Below are 22,042 nucleotides of genomic sequence, written 5' to 3' on the forward strand. Positions count from 1 at the left end.
TGACAAAACGCGCAAGCCTCGCGCAACGACGACCGGCGACTGCGCTCTCGCGCCGGGTTCGCGTATGGTCACGCTCACCTACCCCCGGCGACCCGTGGTGCATCCGTGATCCGATTCGACAACGTCTCCAAGGTCTACCCCAAGCAGACCCGCCCAGCCCTCAGGGATGTCTCCCTCGAGGTCGAGAAGGGTGAGTTCGTGTTCCTGGTGGGGTCCTCCGGCTCCGGAAAGTCCACCTTCCTGCGGCTGATCCTCCGCGAGGAGCGGGCCAGCCACGGCCAGGTGCACGTCCTGGGCAAGGACCTCGCGCGCCTTTCCAACTGGAAGGTGCCGCAGATGCGCCGGCAGCTGGGGACGGTGTTCCAGGACTTCCGGCTGCTGCCGAACAAGACGGTCGGCGAGAACGTCGCCTTCGCGCAGGAGGTCATCGGCAAATCGCGCGGCGAGATCCGCAAGTCCGTGCCCCAGGTGCTCGACCTCGTCGGGCTCGGCGGCAAGGACGACCGGATGCCGGGCGAGCTCTCCGGTGGTGAGCAGCAGCGCGTGGCCATCGCCCGCGCCTTCGTCAACCGGCCGAAGCTGCTGATCGCCGACGAGCCGACCGGAAACCTCGACCCGCAGACGTCCGTCGGCATCATGAAGCTGCTCGACCGCATCAACCGGACGGGCACGACCGTCCTGATGGCGACCCACGACCAGAACATCGTGGACCAGATGCGCAAGCGAGTCATCGAGCTGGAGACGGGCCGTCTCGTCCGCGACCAGGCGCGCGGCGTCTACGGCTACCAGCACTGACCGCCATCTCCCCCCAGCTCTCGATCCCGCTCGAGCGGAAGGGACCCTCATGCAGATGTCCCATGGAAAGGCCTGAGTAGACGCCATGCGTGCCCAGTTCGTCCTGTCGGAGATCGGCGTCGGTCTCCGCCGCAACCTGACGATGACCTTCGCGGTCATCGTCTCCGTCGCCCTCTCCCTCGCCCTGTTCGGCGGCTCGCTCCTCATGAGCGATCAGGTGAACACGATGAAGGGCTACTGGTACGACAAGGTCAACGTCTCGATCTTCCTCTGCAACAAGAGCGACGCGGAGTCCGACCCCAACTGTGCCAAGGGGGCGGTCACCACCGAGCAGAAGAAGCAGATCGAGAGCGATCTGGGCAAGATGTCGGTCGTCGAGAACGTCCAGCACGAGTCGGCCGACGCGGCGTACAAGCACTACAAGGAGCAGTTCGGCGACTCCCCGCTGGCCAGCTCGCTCACCCCGGACCAGATGCAGGAGTCCTTCCGCGTCAAGCTGAAGGACCCGGAGAAGTACCAGGTCATCGCGACCGCCTTCGACGGCCGTGACGGCGTTCAGTCCGTGCAGGACCAGAAGGGCATCCTGGACAATCTCTTCGGGCTGCTCAACGGCATGAACTGGGCGGCCCGCGCGGTGATGGCGATGATGCTCGTCGTCGCGCTGATGCTGATCGTCAACACGGTGCGCGTCTCCGCGTTCAGCCGTCGCCGTGAGACCGGCATCATGCGGCTCGTGGGCGCTTCCGGCTTCTACATCCAGGCGCCGTTCATCATGGAGGCCGCCGTCGCCGGACTCATCGGCGGTGGTGTCGCCTGTGGCTTCCTGCTGGTCGCCCGCTACTTCATCATCGACCACGGCCTCGCCCTGTCCGAGAAGCTGAATCTGATCAACTTCATCGGCTGGGACGCGGTCCTGGCGAAGCTGCCGCTCATCCTCGCCACGAGTCTGGTGATGCCCGCGCTGGCCGCGTTCTTCGCGTTGCGCAAGTACCTGAAGGTGTGACGCACGCCAAGAGGGTCGTCCCGCCAACCAGCGGTACGACCCCTTGCGTTGTCCTAGACTCACCGGCATGTCAGGTCGAGACCTGTTCTGTCCGCCCCGCCGCGTTCGCCGCGGGGCCGCCCTGACGTTGGTCGTCGCGAGCGTCCTGGCCACCGGCGCCACGACCGGCTGTCTCGACGGCTTCGACCGGAAGTCCCCTTCCCCCTCCGGCCGTTCGGCATTCGCCGGACACCACGAGGACGTCTCCGACGCCGCGGCCGAGGCGATGGCCGACGGCAAGTCGCCCGTGGAGGCGGCCGAGCGCGCCGTCAGCCGCAGCGGCGACCGCTGGGGCGCGGTGTACTCACCGGGGGAGTACGAGGAGTTCGAGGAAGCCCTCGACGGCCAGTACACGGGCGTCGGCCTCTGGGCCCGGCGTGAGCGCGACGGACGTATCGCGGTGACCCGGGTACGGGCCGGCTCGCCCGCGGCCGAGGCCGGGATCCGCAAGGGCGACCGGCTGCGCAGCGTCGACGGCAAACGTGTCGACGGCCGCCCGGTGACGGAGGTCGTCTCATTACTGCGCGGGGACGCCACCGACGCGCCCGCCGGCACGGCCGTCTCCGTGGGCCTGGAACGCGGCACGCGCGCGTGGAACGAGACTTTGCGCCGGGCGAAGCTGCCCACGGACTCCGTGACGGTGCGCGAGCTCGCCGACAGCGTCACCGTGATCAAGGCCGCCGCCTTCACCAAGGGCTCCGGTGACCTCGTACGGTCCGCCGTGGCCGATGCCGCCGCGGGCGCCCGGATCGTCCTCGACCTGCGCGGCAACCCTGGCGGCCTGGTCACCGAGGCCGTCACCGCCGCCTCCGCCTTCCTCGACGGCGGCCTCGTGGCGACGTACGACGTACGGGGCGAGCAGCGCGCCCTGCACGCCGAGCGGGGCGGCGACACCTCCAGGCCCCTGGTCGTGCTCGTGGACAGCGGCACGATGAGCGCGGCCGAGCTCCTCACCGGCGCCCTGCAGGACCGCGGCCGCGCGGTCGTGGTGGGCTCCAAGACCTTCGGCAAGGGCTCGGTCCAGATGCCGAGACGGCTGCCCGACGGCTCTGTCGCCGAGCTGACCGTCGGCCACTACCGCACTCCCTCCGGGCGCAAGGTCGACGGCCGGGGCATCACCCCCGACCTCGAGGTCGAGGAGAGCGCCCTGAAGCGGGCCGAGGCGGTATTGAGTGGCCTCGGGGGCCCCTCGTAGTGCGAAAATGGCCACACTATGGCTAAGGAAAAAGGGCGCAAGCTGATCGCGCAGAACAAGAAGGCGCGGCACGACTACCACATCCTCGACACCTACGAGGCCGGTCTGGTGCTCATGGGGACCGAGGTGAAGTCCCTGCGCCAGGGACGGGCGTCGCTGGTCGACGGGTTCATCGCGCTGGAAGGGCACGAGGCGTGGCTGTACAACGTGCACGTGCCGGAGTACAGCCAGGGGACGTGGACCAACCACAGCGCCCGACGCAAGCGCAAGCTCCTCATGCACCGTGAGGAGATCGACAAGCTGGAGTCGAAGTCCCAGGAGACGGGTCACACGATCGTGCCCCTCGCGCTGTACTTCAAGGACGGCCGGGCAAAGATCGAGATCGCGCTGGCGAAGGGCAAGAAGGAGTACGACAAGCGGCAGACCCTCCGCGAGAAGCAGGACCGGCGGGAGACGGACCGTGCCGTGGCGGCGGTTCGGCGGCGACAGAGGGCGTAGCCCCTGGGCACCCCGGACGTTCGGACACCCTGGAGGGTTCGGACGCCCCGGGAATACGCTGGCACCTGCCCTCGTTGGTCACGTACGATGGGCCCTGCACCCCACAGCGGGTGCGGGTATTGAAAAATCAACATGGGGATGATCGGTTTCGACAGCGGCTGTCGAAGCAGGGGAAGCGTGTCGAGGAAGCGGCCATGATCTCGTAAACCACAGGCCGAAACAAATAATCGCCAATTCTAAGAGCGATTCTCCCCAGGCTTTCGCCCTCGCTGCCTGATTAAGTAGCGAAGCGAAGCCTCTCTGATGGGAGTGTCAGCCCGGGAGTGTTCCCGACCCGGATCCTGGCATCAGCTAGGGGACTAAACCTCTGAGCCCGGTCACGGGGCCCAGAGGGAAATCAAACAGTGACTGAGCCCGTCGGCGACTTGTTCGCGTGATCGCCGGGGCCGAGAAAAGCGCAGCGAACTGCACACGGAGAAGCCCTCCTTCCGCACCGTTGGACGCGGGTTCGATTCCCGCCATCTCCACGATCCTCATGTGAGACGAAGGCCCGGTGGTCATGACGACCACCGGGCCTTCGTCGTTTTCTCCGTCTCTCACCGGCAGTTGGATCCGCGGCTCACCTCAGCGAGAACGTGGACAGGCGGATGCCGTCGCTCACCACCAGGTACACGTCCTGACGGCCCTTGGCGGCGCTCGACAGCGAGGCGGTCACGGTCTCGTACGTGTACGGCGACCCGGTGCCGCCGGCCTGAGCCGTGCCCACCAGTGTGCCCGTCGGCGATCCGAGCCGGATCTCGACCTTCCCGGCCGCTCCCGCCACCCGCGCACCGAACTTCGACACACCCCCACCGAGGTGGGAATCGGCGAACTTCAGCCAGGCCCCGTCCCCCGAAGCCCCCACCGCGGTGCCCCGCGCCTTCGACTCGTCCACGAGCCGCACGCCCGCGTAGTCGTCGAAGTTCTCGGCCCGGGTGACCCGCGAAAGATCCCGCGCGGGAATGGTCTCCCCACGCACCTGTTGCGACGTACGAGACCGGATGTCCTCGGACGACGCGCCCACGAGAACGTCGTACGTGCCGCTCTCCACCACCCACTTCGACCGCGTGACATCCCAGTGCGCGAGATCCCCGGTCTTCAGCGGCAGCTTCACCGTCTTCGTCTGCCCCGGCTTCAGCGACACCCGCTGAAAGGCCTCCAGCTGCTTCAGCGGCTGCTTGTCTCGCGAGACGCGCTGATGGGTGTAGAGCTGCACGACCTCGTCACCGGCCCGCCGGCCCGTGTTGGTCACCGCGACCTCGTAACCGCCGTCGACGCGCCTCGGCTTCCCGTAGCGGAAGGAGGTGTACGAGAGCCCGTAGCCGAACTCGTACAGCGGGTCGCCCTTGAAGTACTGGTACGTGCGGTCGTACTTGATGGTGTCGTACTCGAGGATCGACGGCAGGTCGGACTCGGACTGGTACCAGGTCTGGGTGAGCCGTCCGGCCGGGTTCACATCGCCGAAGAGGACGTCGGCGAGGGCGTTGCCGGTCTCCTGACCCGCGTGGGTCGTCCACAGCAGGGCCGGGACCTCCTTCCGCAGGTCGCCCAGTGTGGTCGGATAGCTGTTCTCGACGACCACGACAGTGTTCGGGTTGGCCGCACGCACCGCCTTGACCAGGGCCTCCTGCGCGGGGGCCAGGCCCATGTCCGTACGGTCGTTGTTCTCGCGCCCGTTGATGGCGGGCATCGAACCGACCACGACCACGGCCGTGTCCTTGCCCTTCACCGCGGCCACGGCCTCGTCGGCGCCGCTGCGGACGACGTCCTTCGTGTAGTGCGCGGCCTCCGTCTTGGCAACCAGGCCGAGCGTGCCGTCGTCACCGGTCGGGCCGAGGTAGACCGGGTTCGACCACCAGGGCTCCTTGGTCTCGTAGCCCGCGTAGCGCAGCAGGTACGTGCCGTCGTCCTGCCGCTCGGGCGCGAACTGCTGCTGGACGAACCAGCCACCGGGCTGGACCTGGTCGTTGACGAAGTTCGACCAGTTGTAGCCGACGTACTTTCCGTTGGCGGCGGACCTCAGCGTGACGAGGCCGGCACCCCAGTCGAAGATGTCGAACTGGCCGGCCGTGCCCACGGATCCGGCGCTCTCCTTCAGCACCTCGCCGTCGGCGTCCGATCCCGCCGTCACATACTTGCCCGTGTCCACGTTCTTCAGCGTGATCCGGTCCACGCCCTCGCTGCTCGCCACCGGCGTGCCGAGTTTCGCGGCGATGCCCTCCTTCGGCGTGACCGCGTACGGCAGGGTGCCCGAGTACCAGTCCGTGTAGAGGGTGTCGGCGAGCGGGCCGACGACGGCGACGTTCTTGCCGGAAGAGGCCTTCAGGGGAAGGGCGTTGTCGTTCTTCAGCAGCACGGCCGCGTCGGCCGCCGCCTTGCGCGCCAGCTTCTGGTGCGCCGGGCTGTTGACCACGGACTTGTCGATGGAACCGTACTTCCCGCCGCCCGGGTCGAATTCGCCGAGCCGGACGCGGATGCTCAGGATGTGCCGGACCGCCGTGTCGACGTCGGACTCCTTCAACAGTCCTGTGGACAGGGCCGAACTGACCGCGTTCGTCGTCGGCGCGGAGTTCGTGTCGTCCGTGGTGAAGCTGTCGATGCCCGCCTTCAGCGCGGCGGCGTTCCCCTCGGCCAGGGTGCCGAAGTACTTCTGGCTGCCGGTGGAGATCAGGTTGTTGGGCGCGTAGGCGTCGGTGACGTTCAGGAGGTCGTAATCCGACCAGGTGCGCACCTCGTCGTTCAGCGCCGGATCGACCGTGGCGGGGCGGCCGTTGACGAGGTTGTACGCGGACATCACGCCGGTGGCCGCGTCGGCCTCGATCGCGGGCTTGAAGGCCTGCTCCTCGTACTCCTTGAGGACGCGCGGGCGCAGGTCGGAGGACGTGGTCGTGCGGTCGGCCTCGTTGTTGTTGGCCAGGTAGTGCTTCAGCGTCGGGGCCGTCTTGAGGTGGTCGGGGTCGCCGCCGGTCAGGCCGGTGCCGTACGCGGTGGCCATCACGCCCGTCAGATACGCGTCCTCGGAGTAGCCCTCCTCGTTGCGCCCCCAGCGCGGGTCGCGCAGCGGATTCACCACGGGCGCCCAGAGGTTGAGGCCCCAGCCGGCCGGCCGCTCCTGCTGGAAGCCTCGCGTCTCGTCGCCGACCGCCGAGCCGACGCGCTTGATCAGTGACGGATCCCAGGTCGAGGCGAGCCCCAGAGTCTGCGGGAAGACGGTGGCCTCGCCGAGCCAGGCGACCCCGTGCAGGGCCTCGGTGCCGGTCTTGAACGACTTGACGCCGAGGCGTGGAATCGCGGGCTGGTGCTGGTGGAGCAGGGAGATCTTCTCGTCGAGGGTGAGCCGGGCGAGGAGGTCGTCCACGCGCCGGTCCACGGAGAGCTTCGGATCGCGGAAGGCGTACGCGGGGTCGTCCGCCGCGGCCGTCCCGGTGGCCGTGACGCCCAGTCCCGCGACCATCGCGAGGGCCAGGGTCAGGACGGGGGTGGTCCGTCTCACAGTGGTTCTCTGTCTGTGCTGTCTGCGCTCTCTGTGGTGTCTTCTCTTGCCTTTCATGGCACGGCTCCTTCGACTAGGGCCTTGCATGCGTGGCGTGGACAAGTGGGGTAGGCAGGTGTCTCTTCGTGGGGGCTCAGGGCCGCGGTGCCGTGCTGGCCCGCACGGTCAGCCGCGGCGGCAGCAGCGTCGCCTCCGGTACGGTCGCGCCGCCCAGCTTCTTCATCAGCAGCTCCACGGCTGTGGCGCCCACCTCGGCGGACGGTATGGCGATCGAGGTGACGGGCACGCGGGTGCCGTCGGCCAGCTCGTCCGGGCAGATCGCCGTGACGGACAGATCGCCGGGCACCCGCAGACCGAGCTGCTCGAAGGCCTCGATGAGGGGTTCCACGATCGGCTCGTTGTGGACGACGACCCCGGTCAGGGCCGGGCGTTCCCGCAGAAGTTGTTCGGCGACCTGCCGGGCCGCCCCGGGCGCCGCCTCGCACGGGTGCACCGAAGAGGACAGCCCGTGCCGGTCGGCCGCGGCGGTGAAGCCCCGCACGACGCGCTGGGCGAAGCCCGTCTCCCGTACGTACACCTCCGGAGGCGAACCCACGAGCGCGATCACCCGGTGCCCGAGACCCGCCAGATGCTCGACGCACGCCTCGCCCGCCGCCTGGAAGTCCAGGTCGATGCAGGTGAGCCCCTTGGGCTCGGACGGGAACCCGATCAGCACCGACGGCCGGTCGAGGGCGCGCAGCAACGGCAGCCGCCGGTCGTGGAGCTGGACGTCCATCACGATCAGCGCGTCCACGAGCGCGGTGTCCGCGACCCGCCGCAGCCCGTCCTCGCCCTCCTCCTGGGTGAGCAGCAGCACGTCGTGGTCGTGCCGGCGTGCGGTCGTCACCACGGACACCGCGAACTGCATCACCACCGGCACATGGATGCCCGCCCGTAACGGCACCACCAGCGCGAGCACATTGGAGCGGCTGCTCGCCAGTGCTCGCGCGCCCGCGTGCGGCCGGTAGCCCAGCTCGCGGATGCTGGCCTCGATCCGCTGCCGGGTCTCCTCGGAGATCGGGCGTTTGCCGCTCAGCGCGTACGAGACCGTGCTGGGGGACACCCCCGCGTGCCGCGCCACGTCGGTGATCTTCACCATGCTCCGTCCTGTTCCGGCTGATTCCGCTCCGGCTGGTCCCCCTCCAACTGGTTCCGCTTCTGCTCCGGTGAGGCCAGTTCCAGCGACAGGAACCCGGTCCCGGCCTTCGCCCGCGCTGTCCGTCCGCCGGCGGACAGTCCCCAGGGCGCCGAGGGATCGCTCGACGAGGCCCGCAGCGTGTCCCCCTCGCGGACGACGGTGAAGGTCACGCCGCCCACGGGCACCGTGACCTGCGCGCCACGCTCCAGGCCGTACGCGTGCAGGGTGACCCCGTCCGCGTACGGATAGTCGGGCCGGTCCTCGACGGCGCCGACCGGAATCACCGCGCCCGGCCTGACCAGCAGGGGCACGCTCAGGAACCCGTGCCGCTCGCGCACCCAGCGAGGCCCGGTGACCGTCCGCCCGCTCAGGAAGTGGGTCCAGGTGCCTTCGGGGACGTAGTACGAAACGTCGCCCTCGTCGCTGAACACGGGCGCGACCAGCAGATCGGGCCCGAGCATGTACTGCCGCTCCAGATGCGTGCACCCGGGATCGTCCGGGAACTCAAGGACCATCGCCCGCATCATCGGCACCCCCTCGGCGTGCGCGGCGCGCGCGGCCTCGTACAGGTACGGCATGAGGCGCAGCTTCAGCCGGGTGAACAGCCGCAGCACATCCACGGCCTCCTCGTCGAACAGCCACGGGACGCGGTACGACGACGAGCCATGGAGCCGGCTGTGCGAGGACAGCAGCCCGAAGGCGATCCACCGCTTGAACAGCGCGGGCGGCGGCGTCCCCTCGAAGCCGCCGATGTCATGGCTCCAGTAGCCGAAGCCGGACAACCCGAGCGACAGCCCGCCGCGCAGCGACTCGGCCATCGACTCGTACGTCGCCTCGCAGTCGCCGCCCCAGTGCACGGGGAACTGCTGGCTGCCGGCCGTCGCCGAGCGGGCGAAGACGACGGCCTCCTCCTCGCCCCGGTGCTTGCGGAGCACGTCGAAGACGGTGCGGTTGTACAGGTACGTGTAGTAGTTGTGCATGCGCTCCGGGTCGGCGCCGTTCGCGTACGCCACGTCGACCGGGACGCGTTCGCCGAAGTCGGTCTTGAAGCAGTCGACGCCCTGCGCGAGCAGTGCCTCCAGCTTCGAGGCGTACCACTGGCGGGCGGCCTCGCTCGTGAAGTCGACCAGCGCCATCCCCGGCTGCCACAGGTCCCACTGCCATACGCTGCCGTCCGGCTTCTTCAGCAGATGCCCGAGCGCCCGGCCCTCCGCGAACAGCGGTGAGCGCTGCGCGATATAGGGATTGATCCAGACGCAGATGTGCAGGTCGCGTTCCTTGAGCCGCTTGAGCATCCCCTCCGGATCGGGGAAGACCCGCGGGTCCCACTCGAAGTCGCACCAGTTGAACTCGCGCATCCAGAAGCAGTCGAAGTGGAAGACGGACAGCGGCAGTTCGCGCTCCTTCATGCCCTCGATGAAGGACGTGACCGTGGCCTCGTCGTAGGAGGTGGTGAAGGAGGTCGACAGCCACAGTCCGAACGACCAGGCGGGCGGCAGCGCGGGCCGGCCGGTGAGCGCCGTGTACTTGCGCAGGATGTCCTTCGGCGTCGGGCCGTAGATGACGTAGTACGTCAGCTGCTGGCTCTCCACGCTGAACTGCACCCGCGACACGGTCTCCGAGCCGACCTCGAACGACACCCGGCCGGGGTGGTCGACGAAGACGCCGTAGCCGGCGTCGGTCAGATAGAACGGGACGTTCTTGTACGCCTGTTCCGTGGCCGTGCCGCCGTCGGCGTTCCACATGTCGACGACCTGGCCGTTCTTCACGAGCGGCCCGAAGCGCTCGCCCAGCCCGTAGATGTTCGTGCCCACCCCGAGGCCCAGCTGCTCCCGCAGATAGTGGCCGCCCTCGGCGTCCCGCATGATGCCCATGCCCTTGCGGCCGCTGCTGGTGAGGGTGCGGCCGTCCGCGAGGAAGTCGACCTGCCAGGGCCCGCCGCGGGAGACCTTGACGGACAGGGCGCCCGAGGTGAGGGTCGCGAACTCGTCGTCGTACGAAGCCGTCGCCGTGACCTCTTCCTTGCTCACCTCGAACTCGGGGCCGCGCGGCTCCTCGCCCTCGAAGTGCGTGAACGTCACGCCGATGACATCGGGTGCCGGCGCGTGCGCGCTGATCGTCACGACCGGTCCCTTCAACAGGTCACCGCGGTGGCGGATGGGCTGGGTCGGCGCGTGGATCTCCAACGTGCCGTGCTCGGCGCTCACATCGAGGACCTCGACCGGATGGGCCGCGGTCACGCCCTCGCGCAGCAGCCAGTAGCCGTCACTGAACTTCACCGGCACACCCCTTACTTGACGGCACCCACGGCGATGCCGCGGGTGAGCGTCCGCTGGAAGACGAGGAAGAAGACGATCGCCGGGAGCACACCGAGCAGGGCGGCCGCGTTGGTCATCGTGGCGTCCATCAGGCGCTGGCCCTGGAGCACGCCGAGCGCCACCGACACGGTCTGGTTGTCGTTGGAGATCAGCATGACCAGCGGCAGCAGGAACTCGTTCCAGGTCCAGATGAAGAAGAAGACCAGGAGCACGCCGATGGTGGGCCGGCTGACGGGGACCACGATCCGCCACAGCACCTGCCACTTGTTCGCCCCGTCGATGCGGGCCGCCTCGATGATCTCGCGGGGGAACTGCCCCAGGACGGCGGAGAGGAGGTAGGTGCCGAAGGCGGCCTGGATGACCGTGAAGACGATGATCACGCTGAGCCGGGTGTCGTACAGACCGGCTTCCTTGCTCAGGTAGTAGATCGGGTAGACCAGCGCCTCCTGCGGCAGCACGTTCGCCAGCACGAAGAAGGCGAGCACCCAGGTGCGTCCCTTGATGCGGCCGATGCCGATCGCGTACGCGTTGAGGACGGACAGGACGACGGCCAAGGCCGCGACCGCGCCGCTGACCAGGACCGAGTTGAGGAGCTTCTGGCCGAAGTCGACGCGCTCCCAGAAGTCCTTCAGTCCGTCCAGGTAGAGGCCGTCGGGGAGACTGAGCGGGCCGTTCGCTGAGTACTCGGCGGGCGACTTGACCGCGTTCATCGTGACGATCAGGAACGGCAGGACCATGAAGAGGGCCGCGATGACCAGGGCCACGAGAACCGGATAGCGGCGTACGGCTGTCGTCATGTCCTAAGCCCCTCCTCGGCGTCCTCGGCGCGGGTCTGGAGCCTGAGTCCGACCAGGGCCAGCAGCAGGATGATCACGGTGAGGACCGTGGAGATCGCGGCGCCGTACCCCACCTGCGTCTTCTCGAAGAAGGTCGTGAAGGAGAAGTACGAGGGGACGTTCGTGGCGCCGCCCGGACCGCCCTTGGTGAGCACGTACACGGCCCCGAACACCTTGAGCGCGGCGATCGTGCACCAGGTGAGGACGACATGGATCTCCGGACGGATCTGGGGGAGCGTGATGTGCCAGAAACGGCGCCACCATCCCGCCCCGTCCAGCTCGGCGGCCTCGTACAGCTGCGGGTCGACGCGCTGCAGGCCCGCCATGAAGACGACGAGCGGAAAGCCGATCTGCACCCACACCATCACGCCCATGACGCTGTAGAGGGCGATGTCCGGGTCGCCGAGCCAGTCCTGCTGCCAGGAGCCGAGCCCGACGGCCTGGAGCAGCTCGTTGAGCGAGCCGTTGTCCGGGGCGAGGATCCAGCTCCACACGATGCCCGCCACCGCGATCGGCAGCACCTGTGGGAGGTAGAAGCAGGCGCGCAGCACCGCGGCCGTCCTGCTGCCGAAGTGCTTGCCGACGAAGTCGAACAGAGCAGCGGCCAGCACGAGCCCGATGACGGTCGGTACGGCCGCCATGGCGACGACCATGAACAGGCTGTGCCGGAAGGACGCCCAGAACTCCGAGTCGTCGAGCAGCTCCCGGTAGTTGGCGAGCCCGGACCAGTCGGGGGTGCCCACGCCTTGCCAGTCGGTGAAGCTCACCCCGGTGTTCATCGCGAACGGCACGACGATCACGAGCAGGAAGGCGAGCACCCCTGGCAGCAGGAACAGGGCGTACGAGTCGCGGGTACGGGGGCGGCGCGGGCTGCCGTGATGGTGCTTGCCGACCGCCCGCGCCTCCCGTTCGGCGGTCACCGTCACTGCTTCGGCACACCCTTGTCGTACGCCTCCTGCAACGCGTCGAGGTACGCGTCCGGTTCGGTGCCGCCCGTGATCAGTTTCTGGGTCTCGGAGACGAGGACGTCGTAGAAGCCGGTGACGGGCCAGTCGGGATAGAAGGCCAGACCGTCCTTCTCCGCGAGGGCGTTGAAGTCGGCGATCAGCTCCTTGGCCTGCGGGTCGGTGATGGCGGCCGCATCGGCGGCCACCGGGACACCACCCTTGTTGCCCAGCAGGTTCTGGATCTTCTTCGACATGGTGATGTCGATGAAGTCGTAGGCCAGGTCCTTGTTCTTCGCTCCCTTGGGGACCACCCAGAGGTTGCCGCCGGAGCCGAGCGTGAGGTTCGTGTCCGGCCAGAGGAAGGTGCCCCAGTCGAACTTGGCCTCCGCCTTGAAGCGGCCGTACCACCAGCTGCCGGAGAAGAGGATCGGCGCCTTGCCCTGGATGAAGGAGACTCCGGCGTCCTCGGCCTTCGTGCCGCTGGACTTCTTGTCGATGTACCCCTTCTTCACCCAGTCGGCGAAGGTCTCGGCGCCGTACGTCCAGGCCGTGTCGTGGAAGTCGTTCTTGCCCTTGTACAGCTCGTACTTGTCGACCCAGGCGCGATCGGCCTTCATCAGGGCGAGCTGGTACAGGTACTGGTGGGCGATGTACTCGGCGCCCGCGTTGGCGAGCGGGGCGACGCCCTTGTCGACGAACTCGTCCATGGCCGCGGTGAGTTCGGCGAACGTGGTGGGCTCGTCGACGCCGTGCTTCTTGAAGAGGTCCTTGTTGTAGAAGACCATCGTGTACTCGGCGTAGTTCGGCACGCCGAACCATTTGCCGGAGCCCATGACGCCGCCCGTGTCGTACTGGCTGGTGGTACGGACACCGGTGCTGAGCTTCTTGTCCCAGCCGCGCTTCGTCGCCTCCGCGGTGAGGTCGGTGAGGAGGCCCTGCTGCGAGAGCTTGCCCGCCGTCGCGTTGCCCTTGTTGTACTCCATGATGTCGGGGGCGTCGGAGGAGTTGAGGACCATGGAGGCGGTCTTCTGGATCTGTTCGAAGCCCTTCTCCTCGAACTCCACCTTCACACCCGGGTGGGTCTTCTCGAACTCCTTGATGGCCGCGTTCCAGGCCACCCCCATCGCGCTGTTCGGTGCCTCGTAGTGCCACAGCCTCAGCGTCTTGCCGTCGGAAGACCCACTGTCCGAGTCGCCGCAGGAGGCCAGCAGCAGGGCCCCGCTCAGAGCGGCGGCGGCTACCGCCACCACACGCCTTCGTGCCGTCAACATCCAGTGCCTCCAGGGGAGTCGGATGGCTCACTGTCCCGGTGAGTCGTGCTCGTCACGCTCGTGGTGGGGGGCATCACGCAGCGTTCGTCGAATCGTTTCGATGCGTGATGTCGAAGCGCTTCGACGGGCGAAGGTATGTGGGAGCCGGGGGCGCGTCAATGGAATTTGCGGGAATCGCTGTCGAGGACCCCGTCCCGTGTCCGGGACATCTCGTGGACGCGAACCCGTCGAACCGGCTGGTCCGCGCACTCCGGCTGGTGCGCACACTCCGGCCTGTCCGTGCCCTCAACCGGCCCTGCCCGTAGGGCTATCGTGGTTCAGACATGCGTACGGGCCCAGGGGGAGGCGGCGGGACATGGCGACGGCGACCGTGAGCGTACAGGCCCCGATCGTGGCGGGGACGCCACTGTTCGGTTCGATGAGCGACCTCCTGAGGGATCCTCTCGCGACGTATCTGGGGGCGCGGAGCGCGTACGGCGACGTGGTGCGCTTCCGCGCCGGCCCGCCGGGGCTGCGCAGGGACATGTACGCGGTGTTCTCGGCCGACGGCGCCCAGCAGGTCCTGGCGACGCGGTCCGCCGACTTCCGCAAGGACAACGCCTTCTACGAGGTACTGCGGGAGACGATCGGCAACGGCCTGCTCACCAGCCAGGACGACGCCTACCTCCGCCAGCGCCGCCTCGTCCAACCGCTGTTCACCCGCCGCCGCGTGGACGGCTACGCGGACCAGGTCACCCAGGAGGCGGTCGCCCTGGCCGACGCCTGGCGAGGGCGCCCGGACGGAGCCGTCGAACTGGTCGGCGAGATGCACCGGTTCGCGCTCCGCATGGTCGGCCGGGTGTTGTTCGGGACGGACGTGGAGAAGGCGTTCGACGTGATCGAGCGCACGATGCCCGCGCTCCAGAAGTACTCCCTGAAGCGGGGCCTCGCACCTGTCAAGCCGCCCCGCACCTGGCCCACACCCGCCAACCGCCGCGCCGACCGCAACCAGGCCGAACTGTTCGCGCTCTGCGACGGCATCATCGAGAGCCGTCGCGGCGGGCGGGGCACAGGCACGCAGGACACCGGCCCACAGGGCGGCACCGAAGACCTGGCCACCCTCCTCGTCCGGGCCGAGAACGCCGAGGACGGCAGCCTCGACGCCACCGAACTGCGCGAACAGGTACTGATCTTCCTGCTGGCCGGCCACGAGACCACCGCCACCGCGCTCGCCTTCGCCCTGCATCTCCTGGCCCGCCACCCCGAGCAGCAGCGGCGGGTACGGGAGGAGGTGGACCGCCTGCTCGGCGGACCCGGCGGGCGGGCGCCCACGGCGGCGGACATGGGGGAGTTGCGGTATCTGACGATGGTGCTGAAGGAAGCGATGCGGCTGTATCCGTCCGCGCCCGTCATCGGCCGCCGCGCGGTCGCGGACACGGAGATCGACGGCGTCCACATACCGGCCGGCGCCGATGTCCTCGTCAGCCCATGGGTCACCCAACGCCATCCCGACTACTGGCCCGACCCGGACCGCTTCGACCCCGAGCGCTTCACCCCGGAGGCGGAGGCGGGCCGCCCGCGTTACGCCTGGTTCCCGTTCGGGGGCGGACCGCGCGCCTGCATCGGGCAGCACCTGTCGATGCTGGAGTCGGTGCTGGGGCTCGCGGTGCTGCTCCAGACCTATGAGTTCGAGCCCGCGGACGAGGCAGAAGTGCCGCTCGGCGCGGCGATCACCCTGACGGCCAAGGGGCCCGTCCGCTGCCGGATCACGCCCCGCTGAGGGACTTCAGCGGACTCGGCACATCCCGCGGGGCACTTCAGCGGACGCCCGCATCGACTCGGCGGACTCAGCGGGCCTGGGAGACTCAGCGGATCCCGCGGAACCGCGCCCCCGCCGCCAGCGCCGCGATGCTCAGCAGCGCGACCGCGACCAGGTAGTAGCTCGGCGAGACCTGCGAACCCGTCGCCGTGACCAGCGCAGCGGCGATCGTCGGAGTGAAGCCGCCGAAGACCGCGACCGTGGTGTTGTAACTGAAGGAGAGGCCGGTCGCGCGGGCCCGGACCGGGAACGCGTCGGACATCACCGAAGGCAGCGCCCCGAAGTAGGCCGCCTTCAGCAGGCCGAGGATCGTCATGCACAGCACGAGCGTCAGGAACGACGGCGCCCTGGTGAGCCATATGAACAACGGCACGGCGCTCGCGGCGATCAGCAGCGCGGCCGGCACCATGATCCTCAGCCGTCCGAACCGGTCCGCCAACAGGCCCACCACCGGAGTCCCCAGTGTCAGGATCGCACCGGCGACGAACAGCGCCACGAACGACAGCGATTCGTCGAGACCGAGCTCCTTGATCCCGAAGGTCGGCAGGTACTGGAGGACGAAGTTGAGCGCCGTCGACACGATGAGCACGCCGCCGGCGATCAGCAGGCCGCCCCAGTGGTCACGGAAGACGGTGCGGATCGGCGAGGCCTCCGGTCCCGCCGTGCCCTTGGCCGCGCCCGTGCCCTCGGCCGTGCCCGTGCCCGCGCCCTCCGTCGCGGCCGTGATCGCCGGAGACTCGTCCACGTACCGGCGTACGAAGTAACCGACCGGACCGATCAACAGGCCGAACACGAACGGCACCCGCCAGCCCCACGACGTCATCTGCTCCTCGGACAGCACCGCGGTCAGACCCGCCGCGAACCCCGCGGCCATCAGCGTCGAGAGCCCCTGACTCGCGAACTGGAAGCTGCCCAGGAAGCTCTTCCGCCGCTCGTTCCGCTCGACGAGGAACGACGTCGCCGCCCCGAACTCCCCGCCCGCCGCGAAGCCCTGGATCAGCCGCGCGAGGATGATGCCCAGGGGCGCGACGACGCCGAGTGCGGCGTACCCCGGCATGAAGGCCATCATCAGCGTGCCGACCACCATCAGCCGGATCGACAGCATCAACGCCTTCTTGCGGCCGTGCCGGTCGGCGTACGCGCCGATCAGCAGACCGCCGATCGGACGGATCAGATACGTGATGCCGAACACCGCGTAGGTCTGGACGAGTTGGATGCCCGGGTCGCCGGCCGGGAAGAACGTCTTGCCGATGTACGACGCCAGCAGCGCGTACAGCGCGAGGTCGAACCATTCGAGAGCGTTGCCGATGGTGGCGGCGGCGATCGCGCGACGGGCGGACGTCCGCGGCGGCGCCGACTGTGTCTGCCGGCCGGCGACTTCGGTCATCGGGGGTCCTCCGTGTCCGTGGGGTTGCCGAGCGCGTGGAAGAGCGCGGCGGCGAGTACGACGCCCTCGCGGGCGATGGAGCCGAGGAGGTGCTCGTCGGGGGCGTGCTGGAGGCAGCCCGGGTACGAGTGCGGCAGCCACAGGGTCGGCAGGCCGAGGATGTCGGTGAAGACGAAGTTGGGGAGTGAGCCGCCGATGTTGGGGAGGACCGCGACCGGCTGGTCGGTGACCTGCTCCAGCGTCCGCCGGGCCCAGCCGACCCATGGGTCGTCGAGAGGCGTGCGGCTGGCCGCGAAGCGTCCGAGGACGCTCACCTCGACCATGTCGTAGCCGTGCCGGGCGAGGTGCCCGGTCAGCACCTCCTCGATGCCGTCGACGTCCGTGCCGACGACGTACCGCAGTTGCAGAACCGCCCGTGCCCGGCCGGGGATCGCGTTGACGGGGCGGTCGATGTCGGCGGCGCCGAGGGTCAGCACCTCCAGGGTGTTCCAGGCGTAGAGCCGCTCGGCGGCGGTCAGTTCGGGCGCGCCCCACCCCGGGTCCGGGGCCGGGTCGCCGGGGCTGCCCGCGACCGTGACCTCGGCGAGTGACGCGCGGACCGGGTCGGGCAGGTCCGGCGGCAGCAGCTCGGGGACCTGGATACGGCCGTGTCCGTCGACGAGACTCCCGATCGCGCCGGCCAGGGTCGTCGCGGGATTGCGCAGGACCCCGCCCCAGTTGCCGGAGTGGTACGCGTCCGGGCGCAGGTCCACGTCGAGCTGGAGCTGGACGCCGCCGCGCGCGCCGAGGAACAGGGTCGGTGTCGTCGCGTCCAGGCGTGGCCCGTCCGAGGCGATCAGCACGTCCGCCCGCAACAACTCCTGGTGCGCTGCGGCGAATTCGGCCAGCCCGGGGGAGCCGATCTCCTCGCCGGTCTCGAAGAGGAAGGTCAGGTTGAAGCCCAGCTTCTGCTGCTCGGCGAGCAGCAGCCGCAGGGCCGCGATGTTGACCAGGTGCTGCCCCTTGTTGTCGGCGCTGCCGCGGCCGTACCACCGGTCGCCGTCACCGGTCAGCGTCCACGGATCGCGTCCCTCGCTCCACCGCCCGGCATGACCGTCCACGACGTCGGCGTGCCCGTAGCACAGGACGGTCGGCAGGCCGGGGTCCTCGATGCGTCGGCCCACGAGAAATGGGCCGCCGGAGGGGTTGTCGTACTCCGTCACCGAGCAACCGAGACCCTCCAGCGCGGGGGTCAGCACCTCATCCAGGTATGCCTTGACGGCAACGTGACTTTCCGGCCGCGCGCTCTCGGTGGGGTACGAGACCATGGCGGCCAGCTCGGCGAAGAAGGCTCCGGAGTCGACGTACTCCTCGGCCTGATGGATCAGTTTCGCGGGAATCACGGGGACATTTCTCCTGAGGAACGCTGAGGACGGCGCGTATGGAGACATCGCTCGCCGATCAGGGCCGGCGTGCTGGACACCCGCTGGACACCGCGGGGGCACTGCGTTGGCTCAGCAGCGTAGGGCGATTTTCGGTCGGCGACTATTGCCGTTTGTGGCGCCCTGCGTTCTACTTTCGGCAAACCGGTGCCGGCGTGGAGGTCCGATGCAACTCGTCCCGGTGAGCCTCGCGTACTTCCTTGAAGTCGCCCGGACCGGATCGGTGACCGAGGCCGCCCACACACTGAACGTCGCACCGTCGGCGATCAGCAGACAGATCGCCAAACTCGAGTCCGGGATCGGCGTGCCCCTGTTCATCCGGCACCCGCGCGGGATGACCATGACCGACGCCGGGTCCCGGCTGGTGGCCCACGCCCGACGCAGTGAGGCCGAATCGGCCGCGCTGGTCGACGAGTTGCGGACAGGCCGAGGGGCCGACGTCCGCAGCGTCACCGTCGCCTGCTCGGAGGGGTTCGGCCGCCGGTTCGTCCCGGCCGCCATGGCGGCCTTCCGGCGCGACCATCCCGACGTGGCGTTCCAGCTCGACGTCGTCCCCCGCCAGGAGGCGACCCGCCGCGTGGTCGAAGGGATCGCGGACGTCGCGGCCACCTACACGATGGGCCCGCAGCACGACGTACGCGTGGAGAGTGCCGTCGTGATCCCGGTCGCCGCCATCGTCCCCCTCGGCCATGAACTGGCCGGCCGGGACCGTGTCACCCTGGCGGAGCTCTGCTCCCACCCCCTGGCCCTCGCCTCGCCGGGCACCAGCCAACGGGAACTCTTCGACATCGGAGTCCAGTTGGAGGGGCTGGCGGTCCGCCCGGCGCTGGTCTGCGACGCCCTCGCCCCGCAGTACGAGTTCGTCCGCTCGGGCGGCGGCATCGCCCTGGTGGGCGACCTCGGCGACCTGGACCGGGACGGCCGCACCGAAGGCGTCACCCACGTCCACATCGACCACCCGGTCTTCCGCCAGCGCGAGGCCCAGATCCAGACGATGCCGGGCCGCCGGCTGTCCTGGGCGGCCACGCGGTTCACCGAACTGCTGGTCTCGCTGCTGGTCTCGCCGTCGCGAGGGAGATCAGCAGAGCTACCGCGGCCGCGGTGACCGGGACGCCGTAACCGCCCGCGGCCGACCCGTGCTCCACGATCCACCCGCCGACGGCCGACCCGCACGCGATCCCGCCCAGCAGCCCCGTCACCGCCAGTGTCATCCCCTCGTTCAACCGGCCCTCGGGCGTGCGTCGTTGGACGAGTGTCATCCCGATGACCATCGTCGGGGCCGTGGCCATCCCGGCCGACAGCAGCGCACCGGCGAGCACCACCAGCGAATCCGTGAGCGCCGCGGCGAGGAGGGGCCCCGACATGAGGAGGGTCATCGCGGTGATGGCCAACGGGTATCGCCGTTCCGCCGGTCCCGCCGGCTTCAGGGCCCCGTACAGCAGACCGGCCGCACATGAACCGGCCGCTTGCAGCGCCAGGATCACGCCCGCCGCCGACCTGTGCCCTTGTGCGTCCGCGAACGCGATCGTGACGACCTCCATCGAGCCGAAGACGGCGCCGGTGGCGAGGAACCCGATGAGGAGAGGGGGCATACCGGGGGCGCGGAGGAGCGGTTTCGATCTCGTACTCGATCTCGTACCCGCTCCAGCCTCGGCTCTCGCCTTCGCTCTCGTACGTGAACGGCCTTGCGGGGGCGGCTCCGTGGCGCGCTGGGCCGCGAAGATCAGTACGCCCGTCAGCATCAGCAGCGCGCCGACCAGCGTGCCGGCCTCCGGGAAGAACGTCCCGCACAGGAACACGGCCAGCACCGGCCCGAGCATGAAGCACAGCTCGTCCATGGCCTGTTCGAAGGAGTTCGCGGTGTGCAGGCCCGCCGCGTCGCCCTTCAGCAGATGGGCCCAGCGAGCCCGGGACATGCCTCCGGTGTTCGGCGTCGTGGCCGTGGCCGCGTACGCGGCGAAGAGCGTCCAGTCGGGTGCCCCGTAACGCACGCAGAGCAGGAGCGCGAGTGAGCCCAGCGCGGCGATCGCCGTCGCGGGCACGGCGATGCGCGCCTGCCCGTGGCGGTCGACCAGGCGCGCCGTCCAGGGCGCGACGACCGCCGTCGCCGCCAGGCCGGTCGCGGTGACGGCACCGGCGAGGGCGTACGAACCGCGTGTGCCGGCGATCATGATGACGGCGCTGACGCTGAACATGCCCATGGGGAGGCGGGCGATCAGATTCCCGATCGTGAAGGCACGGGTGCCGGGGATCGCGAAGAGGCGGTGGTAGGGGGAGCGTGGCCGTTCGCGTGTTCGTTCGCGTGGCCGTTTCCTGGGCGTCCTCAGGCGTGTACGTGACCACCGAGGTGTGAGATCGACGGCCACCAGGCTGTCGCCGGTGACGGTGAAGAGGGTCGAGGGAGCTTCGCGAGCGGCGCGGGAGGCGCGGGAGGAGGGCTGCGGCATGGAGCAACCGTCGCCCGCCGCCTGATCAACGGTCCAACACCTACTCCGTACCGATTGACGCACCCGCGTTGTAAGTTCGCCGGATGGCTTCTTCCGCCGGCCCAGGAACCATCGACCCCCGCCTGCTGCGCGCCTTCCTCGCCGTAGCCGAGGAACTGCACTTCACGCGAGCCGCCGCAGGTTTGTACGTCGCCCAGCAGGCGCTGAGCCGTGACATCCGGCGCCTGGAGAGGGAGTTGAAGGCGGACCTGTTCGTCCGCACCACCCGGCAGGTGACCCTCACACCCGACGGCGAGCGGCTGTTGCCGTACGCGCGCCGGGTGCTGGAGGCGCAGGACGCGCTGCTGGCGGAGTTCCGGCGGGCGGACGCCGAGCAGCGCCCCCTGCTCGTGGACGTGAACAGCCCGGGACTCGTCTTCGAGCGCATTCTGGCCCGGGCCCGCGAACTCGCCCCCGACTGCGAGCTGATGGCCCGCTTCGAGAGCGGCCTCACCGGTGCGGCGGCCGAGCTGCTCGCGGGGCGGCTGGACGCGTCCTTCGGCCGGTTCGCGGGTCTCGACCCGGCGATCCGCGACCGCCTGGAGCAACAGCCCGTACGGTACGAGCCGATGGCGATCGTCCTGCCCGAGGATCACCACCTGGCGGCGCTGGACGCGGTGCCGCTCGACGCGCTCGCGGGCGAGCACGTGTACGCCGGCGCCGGAAATCCCCGGACCCTGGAGTGGACCGACCTGGCCCGCCGGCTCTTCGAGGGGCGCGGCATCGAGGTCGCGCCGCCCGCGCCGCTCGCCGTCGGCGCCGAGGAGTTCCAACGGATCATGGCCAAGAAACGCAACCCCGTGCTCGCGGTCGTGGATTTTCCAGCCATGCCCGCGTCAGTGCTGCGACCTCTCGTCGACCCCGTTCCCCTGTCGCCCGTGTCCTTGGTATGGCGCCGGGGGCTGGCGCACCCGGGGATCGACGCTCTCCGCGCCGCCGTCGCGGAGCTCGCGGCCGCCGAGGGGTGGCTCCAGCGCCCCGCCGATGGATGGATTCCGGCCATGGATGCACGCTTGATGATGATTCGTAGCTGACACGTGGCAAACACAGATCCCCCACGTGCGCTACATTCAAGGGCCGGGTGCAGTGTGATAAAGGGGGGCGCCCGGATTGGGTGGGGGCTCAATCCGGACAACACCGTACGAAGTGCCCGGGATCGTACGCGCGCCCGATCGATCCCATGGGGGGATGTGCGTGCGCGTGGACAAATGGCGTGAAGATGCTCAACCGGTCTGGAGGGATACCGGCCGGCCGGGCGGGGGTGGAGCCGATCCGTCGGCTCGTGGAGTTGGTCGACATGGTCGAGACGCGGGTGAGTCGTTCCGCGACGGATCGTACG

General features: G+C 69.2%; 16 protein-coding genes and 1 other RNA gene. 8 read left to right on the forward strand and 9 right to left on the reverse strand.

Annotated features, from left to right (window positions below; all coding sequences use genetic code 11):
* Positions 1-105 precede the first annotated feature (105 nt).
* The 5 genes from ftsE (at position 106) to ssrA (ending at position 4,060) form a co-directional block, all read left to right on the forward strand.
* Positions 106-795, forward strand: a complete 690-nt coding sequence (ftsE, locus tag FGD71_RS21290; protein ID WP_119102084.1) for a cell division ATP-binding protein FtsE — start codon at positions 106-108, stop codon at positions 793-795.
* Positions 796-880: 85 nt separating this feature from the next.
* A complete protein-coding gene (gene ftsX / locus FGD71_RS21295; RefSeq protein ID WP_119102085.1) occupies positions 881-1,798 on the forward strand; it encodes a permease-like cell division protein FtsX in 918 nt (305 codons plus the stop codon).
* A 67-nt stretch (positions 1,799-1,865) separates the two neighbouring features.
* Positions 1,866-3,032 (forward strand): S41 family peptidase, encoded by a 1,167-nt coding sequence (locus tag FGD71_RS21300; RefSeq protein WP_119102086.1) that lies wholly within the window; start codon positions 1,866-1,868, stop codon positions 3,030-3,032.
* A gap of 18 nt (positions 3,033-3,050) precedes the next feature.
* Complete coding sequence (gene smpB / locus FGD71_RS21305) at positions 3,051-3,530, forward strand: SsrA-binding protein SmpB (RefSeq protein ID WP_119102087.1); 480 nt, start codon at positions 3,051-3,053, stop codon at positions 3,528-3,530.
* A gap of 134 nt (positions 3,531-3,664) precedes the next feature.
* Positions 3,665-4,060: a transfer-messenger RNA gene (ssrA, locus tag FGD71_RS21310) on the forward strand.
* A gap of 89 nt (positions 4,061-4,149) precedes the next feature.
* Here ssrA and FGD71_RS21315 read toward each other — a convergent pair.
* The 6 genes from FGD71_RS21315 to FGD71_RS21340 all read right to left on the reverse strand — a co-directional run bounded on the left by FGD71_RS21315 (position 4,150) and on the right by FGD71_RS21340 (position 13,611).
* Positions 4,150-7,062 carry a glycoside hydrolase family 3 protein gene (locus FGD71_RS21315; protein WP_240436697.1) on the reverse strand — a complete coding sequence of 971 codons (2,913 nt, stop codon included), beginning with the start codon at positions 7,060-7,062 and terminating at the stop codon, positions 4,150-4,152.
* A 133-nt stretch (positions 7,063-7,195) separates the two neighbouring features.
* Positions 7,196-8,200, reverse strand: a complete 1,005-nt coding sequence (locus FGD71_RS21320) for a LacI family DNA-binding transcriptional regulator (protein ID WP_119102088.1) — start codon at positions 8,198-8,200, stop codon at positions 7,196-7,198.
* The gene (gene yicI / locus FGD71_RS21325; RefSeq protein WP_119102089.1) at positions 8,194-10,518 is read right to left on the reverse strand and encodes an alpha-xylosidase; all 2,325 of its coding nucleotides are present in this window, start codon (positions 10,516-10,518) and stop codon (positions 8,194-8,196) included. The genes FGD71_RS21320 and yicI overlap by 7 nt, the downstream gene beginning before the upstream one ends.
* A gap of 11 nt (positions 10,519-10,529) precedes the next feature.
* On the reverse strand, positions 10,530-11,354 hold the full coding sequence (locus FGD71_RS21330) for a carbohydrate ABC transporter permease (RefSeq protein WP_119102090.1): 825 nt from the start codon (positions 11,352-11,354) through the stop codon (positions 10,530-10,532).
* The gene (locus FGD71_RS21335; RefSeq protein WP_119102091.1) at positions 11,351-12,319 is read right to left on the reverse strand and encodes a carbohydrate ABC transporter permease; all 969 of its coding nucleotides are present in this window, start codon (positions 12,317-12,319) and stop codon (positions 11,351-11,353) included. The genes FGD71_RS21330 and FGD71_RS21335 overlap by 4 nt, the downstream gene beginning before the upstream one ends.
* A complete protein-coding gene (locus FGD71_RS21340) occupies positions 12,316-13,611 on the reverse strand; it encodes an ABC transporter substrate-binding protein (protein ID WP_119102092.1) in 1,296 nt (431 codons plus the stop codon). Before FGD71_RS21340 ends, FGD71_RS21335 begins: the two co-directional genes overlap by 4 nt.
* Before the next feature lie 355 nt (positions 13,612-13,966).
* On the opposite strand from FGD71_RS21340, the gene FGD71_RS21345 reads away from it, so the two are divergent.
* On the forward strand, positions 13,967-15,370 hold the full coding sequence (locus tag FGD71_RS21345) for a cytochrome P450 (RefSeq protein ID WP_119102093.1): 1,404 nt from the start codon (positions 13,967-13,969) through the stop codon (positions 15,368-15,370).
* An 85-nt stretch (positions 15,371-15,455) separates the two neighbouring features.
* Here the strand turns inward: FGD71_RS21345 and FGD71_RS21350 are convergent, their stop codons facing one another.
* Together FGD71_RS21350 and FGD71_RS21355 are read right to left on the reverse strand one after the other, a co-directional pair.
* Positions 15,456-16,796, reverse strand: coding sequence for an MFS transporter (locus tag FGD71_RS21350; RefSeq protein WP_119102094.1), 1,341 nt, complete (start codon positions 16,794-16,796; stop codon positions 15,456-15,458).
* A complete protein-coding gene (locus tag FGD71_RS21355) occupies positions 16,793-18,178 on the reverse strand; it encodes a M20 family metallopeptidase (RefSeq protein ID WP_205571140.1) in 1,386 nt (461 codons plus the stop codon). The genes FGD71_RS21350 and FGD71_RS21355 overlap by 4 nt, the downstream gene beginning before the upstream one ends.
* A 205-nt stretch (positions 18,179-18,383) precedes the next feature.
* Between FGD71_RS21355 and FGD71_RS21360 the strand changes: the two genes are divergently transcribed.
* Complete coding sequence (locus tag FGD71_RS21360) at positions 18,384-19,322, forward strand: LysR family transcriptional regulator (RefSeq protein ID WP_119102096.1); 939 nt, start codon at positions 18,384-18,386, stop codon at positions 19,320-19,322.
* On the opposite strand, the gene FGD71_RS21365 is transcribed toward FGD71_RS21360, so the two are convergent.
* Positions 19,249-20,664, reverse strand: coding sequence for an MFS transporter (locus tag FGD71_RS21365; RefSeq protein WP_119102097.1), 1,416 nt, complete (start codon positions 20,662-20,664; stop codon positions 19,249-19,251). The genes FGD71_RS21360 and FGD71_RS21365 overlap by 74 nt on opposite strands.
* A gap of 83 nt (positions 20,665-20,747) precedes the next feature.
* On the opposite strand from FGD71_RS21365, the gene FGD71_RS21370 reads away from it, so the two are divergent.
* Positions 20,748-21,737, forward strand: a complete 990-nt coding sequence (locus tag FGD71_RS21370; RefSeq protein ID WP_119102098.1) for a LysR family transcriptional regulator — start codon at positions 20,748-20,750, stop codon at positions 21,735-21,737.
* The last annotated feature ends 305 nt before the right edge of the window (positions 21,738-22,042 follow it).

The sequence above is a fragment of the Streptomyces sporangiiformans genome (assembly GCF_005768555.2).
GTDB classification, from domain to species: Bacteria; Actinomycetota; Actinomycetes; order Streptomycetales; family Streptomycetaceae; genus Streptomyces; species Streptomyces sporangiiformans.